This is a genomic window from Vibrio casei (genome assembly GCF_002218025.2).
GTDB lineage: Bacteria > Pseudomonadota > Gammaproteobacteria > Enterobacterales > Vibrionaceae > Vibrio > Vibrio casei.
This window is the reverse complement of the sequence record NZ_AP018680.1, coordinates 1,651,489-1,663,330: the sequence shown is the minus strand read 5'-3', so window position 1 is coordinate 1,663,330 and position 11,842 is coordinate 1,651,489. Positions and strand designations below refer to the sequence as shown.

General features: G+C 40.5%; 10 protein-coding genes. 5 read left to right on the top strand and 5 right to left on the bottom strand.

Features of this window, described 5'->3' with window-relative positions:
• Positions 1-27: 27 nt before the first annotated feature.
• From VCASEI_RS07900 to cmoA, 5 genes are all read right to left on the bottom strand, one after another.
• Complete coding sequence (locus VCASEI_RS07900) at positions 28-999, bottom strand: alpha-L-glutamate ligase-like protein (protein ID WP_086961114.1); 972 nt, start codon at positions 997-999, stop codon at positions 28-30.
• A 3-nt stretch (positions 1,000-1,002) separates the two neighbouring features.
• Entirely contained in the window at positions 1,003-2,511 is a 1,509-nt protein-coding gene (locus VCASEI_RS07895) for an inactive transglutaminase family protein (RefSeq protein WP_089110159.1), read from the bottom strand.
• A gap of 57 nt (positions 2,512-2,568) precedes the next feature.
• Positions 2,569-3,342, bottom strand: coding sequence for an ATP-dependent zinc protease family protein (locus tag VCASEI_RS07890; protein WP_086961118.1), 774 nt, complete (start codon positions 3,340-3,342; stop codon positions 2,569-2,571).
• A gap of 109 nt (positions 3,343-3,451) precedes the next feature.
• Positions 3,452-4,423 carry a tRNA 5-methoxyuridine(34)/uridine 5-oxyacetic acid(34) synthase CmoB gene (gene cmoB, locus VCASEI_RS07885; RefSeq protein ID WP_086961120.1) on the bottom strand — a complete coding sequence of 324 codons (972 nt, stop codon included), beginning with the start codon at positions 4,421-4,423 and terminating at the stop codon, positions 3,452-3,454.
• Positions 4,424-4,485: 62 nt separating this feature from the next.
• Complete coding sequence (cmoA, locus tag VCASEI_RS07880) at positions 4,486-5,214, bottom strand: carboxy-S-adenosyl-L-methionine synthase CmoA (RefSeq protein WP_086961122.1); 729 nt, start codon at positions 5,212-5,214, stop codon at positions 4,486-4,488.
• A gap of 478 nt (positions 5,215-5,692) precedes the next feature.
• Here cmoA and aspS point away from each other — a divergent pair, with 478 nt between their 5' ends.
• The 5 genes from aspS to cydA all read left to right on the top strand — a co-directional run bounded on the left by aspS (position 5,693) and on the right by cydA (position 11,838).
• On the top strand, positions 5,693-7,468 hold the full coding sequence (aspS, locus tag VCASEI_RS07875; RefSeq protein WP_089110158.1) for an aspartate--tRNA ligase: 1,776 nt from the start codon (positions 5,693-5,695) through the stop codon (positions 7,466-7,468).
• A gap of 130 nt (positions 7,469-7,598) precedes the next feature.
• Positions 7,599-8,120, top strand: a complete 522-nt coding sequence (ruvC, locus tag VCASEI_RS07870; protein ID WP_086961126.1) for a crossover junction endodeoxyribonuclease RuvC — start codon at positions 7,599-7,601, stop codon at positions 8,118-8,120.
• A gap of 86 nt (positions 8,121-8,206) precedes the next feature.
• Positions 8,207-8,827, top strand: a complete 621-nt coding sequence (gene ruvA, locus VCASEI_RS07865; protein ID WP_086961128.1) for a Holliday junction branch migration protein RuvA — start codon at positions 8,207-8,209, stop codon at positions 8,825-8,827.
• A gap of 14 nt (positions 8,828-8,841) precedes the next feature.
• Positions 8,842-9,852, top strand: a complete 1,011-nt coding sequence (ruvB, locus tag VCASEI_RS07860; protein WP_086961129.1) for a Holliday junction branch migration DNA helicase RuvB — start codon at positions 8,842-8,844, stop codon at positions 9,850-9,852.
• 399 nt (positions 9,853-10,251) lie between these two features.
• Positions 10,252-11,838: a cytochrome ubiquinol oxidase subunit I gene (cydA, locus tag VCASEI_RS07855; protein WP_089110157.1), complete on the top strand. Its 1,587-nt coding sequence runs from the start codon at positions 10,252-10,254 to the stop codon at positions 11,836-11,838.
• The last annotated feature ends 4 nt before the right edge of the window (positions 11,839-11,842 follow it).

The window sequence follows — 11,842 nt, the reverse complement described above, 5'->3', positions numbered from 1 at the left end:
GGATTTTTTATTTTTTAAACCAACTTTCTAAAATTGGGGTTTAGCCGAAAACTGTTTTGCTGCATAAGCTACACGTTCAGCCGCTCTTGGGTATTCTGCTGGTGTACCAAGGCTTTCAATATGCTGTAGGCGAGGCAGTAAGCCAGCACCGTTTGCAATTTGAATAGCTAAGCCTGGGCGGGCATTAAGTTCAAGCACCATAGGGCCTTCTTCTTTGTCCAATACCATGTCGGTACCCATATAACCTAACCCAGTCATTTCCCATGCACTAGAGGCCAGAATAAGAAGCTTTTCCCAGTTAGGGACCACTAATTCATTGAGAGGTTTATCCGTATCAGGGTGATGAGTTATAGGGTGATCAAACTGCACTGCACGAACCGCTCGGCCGGTTGCTATATCTAGCCCAACACCAACTGCACCTTGGTGTAAGTTAGCTTTACCATCAGATGCTGCGGTTGAGCAACGCATCATCGCCATCACAGGGTAGCCTTTAAATACAATCACGCGGATATCAGGTACACCTTCATAGCTAAACCCATCAAATGAGATATCATCAAATTTAATCAGATTTTCAACTACTGCTACATCATTTTTACCACCAAGGGAAAATAAGCCTGCCAAAGCATTACTGATATGGCGTTCGACATCTTGTTCATTAATTGCTTGTCCAGATGGTTTGATATACACCCCATCTTTATGGGAAATAATCACCAAAATACCTTTGCCACCTGAACCCCGAGCAGGCTTGATAACAAAACCAGGCCAGTCTTTGACCATCGCATGAATGCGTTTTACTTCTGCCTGCTGGGCAATAACCCCAATCAACTTAGGCACCGTTGCACCATGTTGTTGGGCAATGATTTTAGTTTTAAGTTTGTCATCAACTAATGGGTATTTTGAACGGTCGTTGTAGCGCCCTATATAGGCGCCATTACGTTTGTTCATGCCCATTACACCTTTGGCTTTCAGCTTTTGAGGAGACGTAAACATAGAAAACATAGCTTAGTTCTCCGCAAGTGGTTTGAATCTTTTTAGTTCTAATAGGCGATAGCCGGTGTAGTTACCTAAAGATAGAATACAAGCTAACACAATGAACTGAGTGCCAATAAAGTTGAAAGTGACATGCTGCACATAAGGATTCGTCATTGCTAGGTAAATAAGTACTGCGGTCAATAATGAACCACCACCTTGCATGAATACCTCTTTTGCTCCTTCTTCTTCCCAAAGAATCGACATGCGTTCAATCGTCCAAGACAAAATAATCATTGGGAAGAACGTAATGGTTAAACCCTGAGTTAAGCCAATATTAAACGATACAATGGTAAAGACAGAGATAATGAGTATTACCGTAATGATTACCGCCGATATTCGGGCAACGAGTAATAAGTTTAACTTAGATAAATAACCACGGATGACCAACCCTGTTCCGACGATTAATAAGAAACCGATAATGCCTGGCAGTAATTGGGTTTGTACAAAAGCCACCGCAATAAGAACAGGCATGAATGTCCCTGAGGTTTTCAAGCCGATTAATACACGTAAGAACACAACAATTAAAGCACCGATTGGAATCAACATGATGGTTTTAAACATCGATTGTTCTTCTAGCGGTAAACTGTGTATTGAGAAATTCAGTAGGTTTTCAGCAACGACCTTACGTTTTGTCGCAGTACTTGGTGTGATATCTTGAGAAATCATGGAATAGAACACTTTACTGTGTTTGCCTCCAATAACGTCAAGCAAAGATACATTTGATTCATCCCAGATAAGCATATTGTCTTGAACGCCTTGCTCATTATTTTCTGGATTAAATAATTGCCATGCTTTTCCATCCCAAACTTCGATCATCGGAATAATTGACTGACGACGACGGCCATCTTCTAGCTCAACAACACCAACTGTTTTACTGTATATGTTAGATGTCGCGAGTAATTTTGAAATGGCTTCTACTTTACTAAAGTCATCTAAAAGCAATGATGCATTTTGGTTATCTGGATCGTTAAATTGTTTGATAAGCTCACGAGTGAAAGTGGTGTTATCGGCAGAGCGCTCAGTAGCTTGATCTTTAATGGCGGTGACAGCGGATTCTTGAGGGCCAGTATAGGTCGGAGTAACAAGATCTTCTTTTACAGGAGGAACGGTTGAAACCGTTGCTTGAGGATCAACTAAAAATTGTGTTTTGTAATAAATAGTTTGAGGGCCTTTGGCATCACGGATAGACCACTCTGCTCGACGACCAGTCTCTGTATTGATATAAGAAAGGCCATAACCTGGCGATGAAGCGCTTTCATCGATTAGTGTAAATCCATTTTGAGTATGTGGAGCGGCTAAAGAAACTTTAACAGGGCCTCCAGATGCAACAAACTCAACACGAGCTTCAATATCCCAAATTTGTCTTGAATCACCAGGAGTCCATGGCACACCGTAGTCTTGGTGTCGCATAATACTCAGTGTTACCCCTGTGATGACAAGTATGGCGATGAGAAAATAAAATGGCACTCTAGACGTCATAACTTTTCCTTAAACCTGTCTAAATTAATTATTGTTTTTAAAAATATATATTTTGAATTATTTTTTTGACGCTTTTGTTTCGATGTATTCTCGACTAACATCAACGAACGCAACATCCTGAATGAACTCACGTCCTAATAAAATAGGATAATCCATCTGAGAGCGATCAGCTAAAGTAAATTGTGCTTTTTCATGGACACTACCAATTTTTATCCACAATTCGACAATCGGACGTCTATCTAACGAGTCAGTGCTGGATTGACGGATTTTTACATGGCGGATAATCGGGGCTTCGACCCATTTGCGATCTTTGTCTTCCGTTTCCTTATCGGAGACATGGAACTTGACCCACTTTTTACCGTTACGTTCAAATTCCTGCATATCAATGGCATTGATTGATGAGGTGGTTGCCCCAGTATCAACACGGGCAATAAACGCACTTTTTACTACATCGATGTAGACACTTTCTAACGACCCGAGTGTAACCATTCCTGGGCGAGTTTGTGGTTCTAAATTAGTTACCACGACATTTGATGATACTCCGGTATTACTGGCGCTATCTTGTGTTTTTTTGCTTGAAGTCATGTAACTTTGTTGACGCTTTTTCAACAGCTCAACTTCATTACTTAAATTGATAATCTCAGATTCTAAACTATCAATATAGTCAGTTTGTTTATCCATATTTGAATCTAACTCATCGATTCGACTTGTTATATTCTGTTCACTTTTACTCACGGCATCGATGGTTTTTTGCGAAAACTCCTCATTACTCATAAGAGCACAACCAGAGAGTAAAGTAAGCGCGGCAAGACTTATCGTATGTTTGAGCATGTTAGTGATGATTAACCTTTATAAGTGATTGTTGTGTAAAGTTTAGCGTATCTAGATCCTGCCGTGAAGCACCCTAATGTTAGGCTTGGGTGATTATCATCGCGAGTGGTTAAGGATTAGTCGCAATTAATACCGCGCGCCGAGGAGCAGGGTAGCCTTCTATGGTTTTTGTTGGGTCATTAGGATCTAAATAATCAGGTAAAGAATTGTGTGTCATCCATTTTGTAGTGCGTTGTTCTTCTGTTGATGTCACATTCTCATCGACAATCTTCACATCCACGAATCCAGTTTTCTCTAACCAAACTTTTAACGCTTTGGCAGATGGGAAAAAATAGACATTTCTCATCTGTGCATAACGGTCAACGGGGACAAGAACGGCGTTTTCATCACCTTCTATGACTAATGTTTCTAAAACTAACTCACCGCCAGGCACTAGTTGATTTTTTAATTGCTGAATATGGTCGAGTGGAGACTTACGATGGTATAAAACGCCCATGCTAAAAACCGTATCGAATGCTTTTAATTCAGGAAGTTGCTCAATACCAAGTGGAAGTAAATGGGCACGTTGATCCCCCCCCATTAATTTACGCATGGCTTCAAATTGAATTAAAAAGAGATGGGAAGGATCAATACCAACGCATAAACGTGCTCCAGCACCTAGCATACGCCACATGTGGTAACCGTTACCGCAACCAACATCAAGCACGGAACGATGGGTTAAATTTGAAATATGAGGTAATACGCGATCCCACTTCCAGTCTGAACGCCATTCAGTCTCAATATCTAAACCATGGATATGGTAAGGCCCTTTTCGCCAAGGATGAAATGTTCTTAATAAGCTTTCAAGTTTCTTTTGTTCACCGACAGCTAAAGGTTGTTGATTCGTAATACTCACTTTATGGTTTAATTCAATGTTGTCTGGTATTTCATCGGGAATTTTATTAAGTGCTTTGCTCCAACGTTCAAAATCACCATGTTCAGCATTTTGCCAATCGGTGAGTTGTTGTGGTAAGCCATTAAGCCATGGTTGAAGTCGTTGGTCTTGAGCAATTAGTTGATAGAAGTTGGCAAAATTAAACATAAAATTCATTCTTAAACATAGATAGAAAGTGAAGAAAGGGTAAATTTATCATTATGTAATGGTTATTTAATGGCAAACATTGAGCCAAAGTTGAAACATTGGAACCAGACTTCATAACTGCTAAACCCAATGTGTTTAAATCGTTCTTTATGGCTGCTAATGGGATCGGGTTTCATCACATTTTCGATAGCACTGCGTTTCTGGCTAATTTCTAATTCACTGTACCCATTCGCACGTTTGAAATCGTGGTGTAAATCAATTAATAATTCGTTAGCGACAGCATTTTTAAAGATGTACTTTTCCGACAAGATCAAAATGCCACCCGGGCGCAGACCTGCGTAAATTTTTTCCAGTAAATTTTGTCTATCGTCTGGTGAAAGAAATTGCAGTGTGAAATTTAAAACAACGACAGAGGCATTCTCAATTTCAATATTTCGGATATCCGCTTCGATAACATTAACTGGCGTGTCTGAACGGTAAGCATTAATGTGTAATTTACAACGTTCTACCATGGCGGAAGAATTATCTACCGCAATAATCTGACAGTTTTCTCTATTAATATGTCTGCGCATCGATAGTGTTGCAGCGCCAAGTGAGCAGCCTAAATCATAAATATTAGAATTAGGTTTTGCGAAGCGTTCAGCCAGCATACCAATGGCAGAAATGATATTACTGTAACCTGGAACGGATCGTTGAATCATGTCAGGAAAAACTTCAGCCACACGTTCATCAAAAGTAAAGTCACCCATTTTTTCAATTGGGGCAGAGAAAATCACGTCACGCTGGCTCATACAGTCTCACTTAGCACATCTATACAGTTGGTTATCGAAAATGACATTCATTACTATAAAGGTTTGAAAAGAAAAATAGGTTTAATGAAGTAAAAAATTCAGAAAGAAAATCTTAAATTTCTTGGGTTATTTTAAGGGAAGATGGTATTAAGCGCCATGCAGATTAAGGCTTATTTTCGTTTATTTCATGGCTTTATTTCATTGGTGTATTGTTGTCGGGTAAAATAGCGACGAAAACAGGGTGGAAATTGTTCAAGTTGATAAGGTGGTTATTGCCATCTTGATTTCAAATATGCTGATTGGACAACTTATAATCAATTTAGGCTGAAATGCAGAAAAAGAAGTTTAAAAGCCAAGAAATTGTTTTGGTTATGGTCGATTTTTGTCGACTTTCCAAGTATAAATAACAAAAGTTTTTTGTGAGTAGCTTTATGGCTGCACACTTTCATCAATTACAGAAGAGATTGGGAAATTCATTATGCGCACCCAGTATTGTGGTCACCTGAACAAAGCCCTTGCGGGACAAACAGTAGAACTTTGCGGATGGGTTAATCGCCGCCGTGATTTAGGCGGGCTTATTTTCATTGATATGCGTGACCGCGAAGGGATTGTTCAAGTCGTTATCGATCCAGATATGACCGACATTTTCGCAGAAGCGAACCAACTGCGTAATGAATTCTGTATCAAATTAACGGGTGAAGTTCGTGCGCGTCCTGATACTCAAATTAATAAAGATATGACGACAGGTGAAGTGGAAGTTTATGCCACTGGTCTTGAAATTATTAACCGTTCTGAAGCGTTACCACTGGATTTCAATCAAACCAATTCAGAAGAGCAGCGTCTGAAATATCGTTATATTGATTTGCGTCGTCCTGAAATGAGCGATCGTATTAAATTACGTGCTAAAGCTTCAAGTTTTGTACGTCGCTTTTTAGATGACAATGGTTTCTTGGATATTGAAACGCCAGTATTAACCAAAGCGACGCCAGAAGGTGCGCGTGATTATTTAGTACCAAGCCGTGTTCATAAAGGCAGTTTTTACGCGTTGCCACAATCGCCACAGCTATTTAAACAATTATTGATGATGTCTGGCTTCGACCGTTACTATCAAATAGTGAAGTGTTTCCGTGATGAAGATTTACGCGCAGATCGCCAGCCTGAATTTACGCAAATCGATATTGAAACTTCTTTCATGTCTGCCGAGCAAGTACGTAGCGTAACTGAGAAAATGGTTCGTGATATGTGGCAAGAGCTACTAAACGTTGATCTTGGTGATTTCCCAATTATGCCTTTCTCTGAAGCAATTCGTCGTTTCGGTTCAGATAAGCCGGACTTGCGTAATCCGCTTGAGCTGGTTGACGTAGCTGATCTGGTTAAAGATGTTGAATTTAAAGTATTCTCTGGCCCTGCAAACGATGAAAAAGGTCGCGTAGCTGTTATTCGAGTTCCAGGTGGCGCATCACTTTCTCGTAAGCAAATCGATGAATACGGTAGCTTTGTTGGTATCTATGGTGCTAAAGGCTTAGCATGGATGAAAGTGAACGATCTTGATGCCGGTATCGAAGGCATTCAATCACCAGTCGCGAAGTTTCTAAATGAAGACGTTATCAACGGTATTTTAAAGCGTACAGATGCACAATCTGGTGATATCATTTTATTTGGCGCAGATAAAGCGAACATTGTTTCTGAAGCGATGGGTGCATTACGTATTAAACTTGGTAATGATTTAGAGTTAACTGACAGTGCGGCATGGAAACCACTCTGGGTGATTGATTTCCCAATGTTTGAACAAGATGATGAAGGCAATTTACATGCGATGCATCATCCATTCACATCACCATTAAACATGACTGCGGAAGAATTACTGGCTAATCCTGCAACGGCGAATTCTAATGCTTACGATATGGTGATTAATGGTTATGAAGTCGGTGGCGGCTCAGTACGTATTCATAATGCTGAAATGCAATCGGCTGTGTTTGGCCTGCTTGGTATTGAAGAATCCGAGCAACGTTTGAAATTTGGTTTCTTGCTGGACGCACTAAAATACGGCACGCCACCACACGCAGGTTTAGCCTTTGGTTTGGATCGTTTAGTCATGCTGCTTTGTGGAACGGATAACATTCGTGATGTTATTGCATTCCCGAAAACAACGGCAGCGGCGTGTCCATTAACGAATGCGCCAAGTTTAGCTAATCCAGCAGCATTAGAAGAATTGGCCATTGCGGTTACCGTGGCTAAAGAGCAACAATCTTAGTATTGCATTACTAAGTTAAAACATTGCTGACTACTCTTAAAACACCCACATTTTGATTGATGCGGGTGTTTTTGTTTATCTAGCTCGTTATACTTCTTATCTATTATTGTTAATAAACACAAGGGACAGAATGTCCATTATTCTTGGAATAGACCCAGGCTCTCGTATTACCGGTTATGGTGTAATTAGGCAAGAAGGCCGTCATTTATATTATTTAGGCAGTGGTTGTATTCGTACTTCTGAAGAAGCTTTACCCGGCCGCCTTAAGCAAATATATGCAGGTGTATCTGAAATTATTACGCAGTTTCAGCCGGATGTATTTGCAATAGAGCAAGTCTTTATGGCCAAAAATGCGGATTCAGCATTGAAGCTTGGCCAAGCTCGTGGAAGCGCTATTGTTGCCGCTGTTAATGCAGACTTGCCTGTATTTGAATATGCTGCTCGTTTAATTAAGCAGGCAGTGGTTGGCACTGGCGCGGCAGATAAAACACAAGTCCAACATATGGTTAAAAGTATGCTTAAGTTACCAGCAAGGCCTCAAGCCGATGCGGCTGATGCTTTAGGGGTTGCGATTTGTCATGCCAATACGAATAAAACTCTGGTCGCATTAGCGGGGAAAGCCAGCAGTGCCCGTAAAGGTCGTTATCGTTAAATATGATAGCGAGATGAATATGTACTGGATGTTTAACCAGTAAGTTATTATTATAGATTCAAGTCATTCCCAAAAAGGAAAATAATGTGATTGGTCGTTTACGTGGAATTCTTGTTGAAAAGCAGCCGCCAGAAGTATTAATTGAAGTGTCAGGCGTTGGCTATGAAGTACAAATGCCGATGAGCTGTTTTTATGAGCTTCCTAACGTTAATGAAGAGGCCGTCATCTATACGCATTTCGTGGTCAGAGAAGATGCTCAATTACTGTATGGATTTAATACGGTTAAGGAAAGAGCATTATTTCGTGAAGTCATTAAAGCCAATGGTGTGGGGCCAAAACTTGGTTTGGCTATTCTTTCAGGCATGACAGCCTCTCAGTTTGTTACCTGTGTTGAACATGAAGATGTAACAACGTTAGTCAAACTACCTGGAGTGGGTAAGAAAACGGCGGAACGCCTAGTGGTTGAGATGAAAGATAGGTTTAAAGGGTGGGTCACTCATGACCTCTTTACCCCGGCCACGGATGCAGCGCTAATGAATTCAGTTGCGGATTCTAGAACCTCACACAACGCAGAAGATGAAGCCGTTAGCGCCTTAATTTCATTAGGCTACAAACCTCAAATGGCCTCTAAAGTCGTGGCACAAGTGGCCAATCCTGACATGACAAGCGAAGCGATTATTCGTGATGCTCTTAAGTCGATGGTATAAGGTAATTAAAAATAATGATTGAAGCTGACCGCTTGATTGCTGCTGACAGCCCCATCTTTCGTGATGAAGAGATGATTGATCGCGCAATTCGACCAAAGCGTTTAACGGATTATCGTGGACAAGATCATGTTCGTGATCAGATGGAAATATTCATTAAAGCGGCTCAGCAACGAAGTGAGCCTCTAGATCATTTATTGATATTTGGCCCTCCCGGCTTAGGTAAAACAACGCTAGCGAATATTGTCGCAAATGAAATGGAAGTGAATATTCGAACGACGTCAGGACCCGTACTTGAGAAAGCTGGTGATCTTGCTGCACTTCTGACCAACTTAGAAGAAAATGACATTTTATTCATTGATGAAATTCACCGATTAAGTCCTGCAGTAGAAGAGATTCTATACCCGGCAATGGAAGATTATCAGTTGGATATCATGATAGGTGAAGGGCCAGCGGCGCGTTCTATTAAAATAGATTTGCCCCCATTTACGCTTATTGGCGCAACCACTCGTGCAGGTTCATTAACCTCGCCGTTAAGGGATCGTTTTGGGATTGTACAACGTTTAGAATATTACAAAGTTAACGATCTTCAATATATTGTAAAGCGAAGTGCAGATTGCTTAGGACTCTCTATGGAAGGAGAGGGGGCGTTAGAAGTCGCACGTCGTTCGCGTGGTACACCTCGAATTGCGAATCGCTTATTACGCCGTGTTCGTGATTACGCAGAAGTTAAAGGCAATGGTCATATCTGCCCAGAAACAGCAGATAAAGCATTGAATATGCTTGATGTCGATAACCAAGGTTTTGACTATATGGACAGGAAGCTATTACTGGCCATTATGGAAAAATTCAGTGGTGGGCCTGTGGGGCTTGATAACTTAGCAGCAGCGATTGGTGAAGAGAAAGATACCATTGAGGACGTGATTGAACCTTACCTCATTCAGCAAGGCTTTTTGCAGAGAACGCCACGTGGTCGCATTGCTAGTGATAGAGCGTATTTACATTTTGGTATTGATAAATCGGACTAATTAACATGAAAAGAGTAACGAATCATTTGTTACTCTTCCTTTATTCTTGCATCTCATTATTACTACTCTACACTCCGCCTTCTCAGCTATCCAATAGTAAGTTTTTCAGACAAAATTTTCAATTTGTCACACTTTGTAATGTAAGAGACTAAACTAGTTAAGATAATTGTTTGTATAAAGCTCAAAGAATTGAAATTAATTTAGAAATCTTTTGAAACATCCGTGCTTAATGAGTAATATTAGCGCTAGCTATATTAGTTATTGCTTAACAAAATAATAACCATTATTACACATTTATGTAACATAAGAAGCTTGATTGTTGAGTGTGTTGACTTTAACCATCCTGATCGTTTGATGATGATAATTCTTCTTCGGATAGCGACATAAAAAGGAGTTACCATGATTGATGTTGTTGATCTATCGCGGTTGCAATTTGCAATGACAGCGATGTATCACTTCCTATTTGTTCCTCTGACTCTCGGTATGGCATTTTTACTTGCCATTATGGAATCAGTTTATGTAATGACTGGAAAGCAAATCTACAAGGACATGACGAAGTTCTGGGGTAAGCTTTTTGGTATCAACTTTGCTCTTGGTGTGGCGACAGGCCTTACCATGGAGTTCCAATTTGGTACTAACTGGTCTTATTACTCACATTATGTAGGTGATATTTTTGGTGCGCCGTTGGCTATTGAAGCACTGATAGCATTTTTCTTAGAATCCACCATGGTAGGCTTATTTTTCTTCGGTTGGGATAGGTTATCTAAGCGTCAGCATTTAACGGTAACGTGGCTAGTGGCCATCGGATCTAACTTCTCTGCGCTTTGGATTCTTATCGCGAATGGTTGGATGCAAAACCCAGTGGGTTCTGAGTTCAATTTTGAAACTATGCGTATGGAAATGGTGAGCTTCTCTGAAGTGATCTTTAACCCTGTAGCCCAAGTTAAATTTGTTCACACCGTTGCAGCCGGTTATACCTGTGGCGCGATGTTTATCTTAGGTGTAAGTTCTTATTACTTATTGAAAGGTCGTGATATTCCATTTGCTCGTCGCTCTTTCGCGATTGCTGCTTCTTTTGGTATGGCCGCTATTTTATCGGTATTAGTACTAGGTGATGAATCTGGTTATGAAGTCGGTGAAGTGCAAAAAGTGAAGCTTGCTGCTATTGAATCCGAATGGAATACTGAGCCTGCTCCTGCTGCATTTACTGCTTTTGGTTTACCAAATCAAGAAACAATGAATACGGATTATGCAATTAAAATCCCGTATGCAATGGGTATTATTGCAACACGCTCATTGGACAAGCAAGTTACTGGCCTTAAAGATCTTAAAGCTGAGCAAGAAGAACGTATCCGTAACGGTATGATTGCGTATGGTTTACTAGAAAAACTTCGAGCTGGTGATAAATCAGAAGCTAACCTTACAGCATTCGATGATGTAAAACATGATCTTGGCTACGGTTTACTCTTAAAACGTTACACTGATAATGTGGTTGATGCATCTGAAGAGCAAATTAAAGCGGCGGCGGATGATTCTATTCCAACCGTTTGGCCTATATTCTGGTCTTTCCGTATCATGGTTGCATGTGGCGTGATTATGCTTGCGGTATTTGGTTTTGCATTTGTTCAAACCTGTCGTCAAAAAATCACTCAGAAATCTTGGTTACTAAAAGCAGCATTATTTAGTATCCCATTACCTTGGATCGCTATTGAAGCCGGTTGGTTTGTTGCTGAGTTTGGGCGTCAGCCTTGGGCTGTTGGTGAAATATTGCCAACTTACGTTGCGGCATCAGCACTAACTCGAGGTGAAATACTAACTTCAATTTTTGCGATTATTGCACTGTATACGTGTTTTTTGATTGCAGAAGTGTATTTGATGGTTAAGTTTGCTCGTAAAGGTCCTAGTAGTTTGAAAACAGGACGTTATCACTTTGAGCAAAACGATACTTCTTTAGAAAGTAAAGTTTCTCGCCAAGTTGAAGTTTAAGCAG

What these genes read in the sequence shown, in the direction of transcription:
- VCASEI_RS07900 (WP_086961114.1), bottom strand. Translation starts at nt 999, where the DNA reads ATGTTTTCTATGTTTACGTCTCCTCAAAAGCTGAAAGCCAAAGGTGTA.
- VCASEI_RS07895 (WP_089110159.1), bottom strand. Translation starts at nt 2,511, where the DNA reads ATGACGTCTAGAGTGCCATTTTATTTTCTCATCGCCATACTTGTCATC.
- VCASEI_RS07890 (WP_086961118.1), bottom strand. Translation starts at nt 3,342, where the DNA reads ATGCTCAAACATACGATAAGTCTTGCCGCGCTTACTTTACTCTCTGGT.
- cmoB (WP_086961120.1), bottom strand. Translation starts at nt 4,423, where the DNA reads ATGTTTAATTTTGCCAACTTCTATCAACTAATTGCTCAAGACCAACGA.
- cmoA (WP_086961122.1), bottom strand. Translation starts at nt 5,214, where the DNA reads ATGAGCCAGCGTGACGTGATTTTCTCTGCCCCAATTGAAAAAATGGGT.
- aspS (WP_089110158.1), top strand. Translation starts at nt 5,693, where the DNA reads ATGCGCACCCAGTATTGTGGTCACCTGAACAAAGCCCTTGCGGGACAA.
- ruvC (WP_086961126.1), top strand. Translation starts at nt 7,599, where the DNA reads ATGTCCATTATTCTTGGAATAGACCCAGGCTCTCGTATTACCGGTTAT.
- ruvB (WP_086961129.1), top strand. Translation starts at nt 8,842, where the DNA reads ATGATTGAAGCTGACCGCTTGATTGCTGCTGACAGCCCCATCTTTCGT.
- cydA (WP_089110157.1), top strand. Translation starts at nt 10,252, where the DNA reads ATGATTGATGTTGTTGATCTATCGCGGTTGCAATTTGCAATGACAGCG.